The organism is Mesorhizobium abyssinicae, from assembly GCF_049887195.1.
Lineage (GTDB): Bacteria > Pseudomonadota > Alphaproteobacteria > Rhizobiales > Rhizobiaceae > Mesorhizobium > Mesorhizobium abyssinicae.
The window spans coordinates 1-420 of the sequence record NZ_JARAKC010000127.1 but is presented as its reverse complement, the minus strand read 5'-3'; the positions used below and the strand labels follow the sequence as shown (position 1 = coordinate 420).

The window sequence follows — 420 nt, the reverse complement described above, 5'->3', positions numbered from 1 at the left end:
AGGCCAGCATCACCTGGAACAACGGCGTGTGATCGAGCGCGCGCGGCGGCTTGACGATCTCAACCACCTGCTCGAACGGCAGGTCCTGATGCTCCTGCGCGGCCAGCGCCGTGCGCCGCGCGCGCTCCAGAAGCTCGGCAACGCTCGGCGCGCCAGACAGGTCAAGGCGAAGCGCAAGCGTGTTGACGAAGAAGCCGATCAGCTCTTCCACCTCGCGCCGGCCGCGATTGGCGCTCGGCACGCCAATCACGACATCGTCCTGCCCGGACAGGCGCGACAGCACCGCCGCCCACGCCGCCAGCACCGTCATGAACACCGTCGTGCCATGCTGCCGGCTCAGCCGCTTCAGACCCCGCGTCAGAGCCGCATCGATGACGACCCCCACACCGGCCCCGGCAAACGACTGCTGCGCCGGCCGCG

The 420-nt window shown here is 69.8% G+C and carries 1 protein-coding gene; it reads right to left on the bottom strand.

Annotated elements, in window-relative coordinates; translation table 11 throughout:
* Positions 1 to 385 (bottom strand): condensation domain-containing protein (locus tag PU724_RS34205; protein ID WP_426213857.1); only part of this gene is annotated, 385 nt, incomplete at its 3' end.
* Positions 386 to 420: the final 35 nt, after the last annotated feature.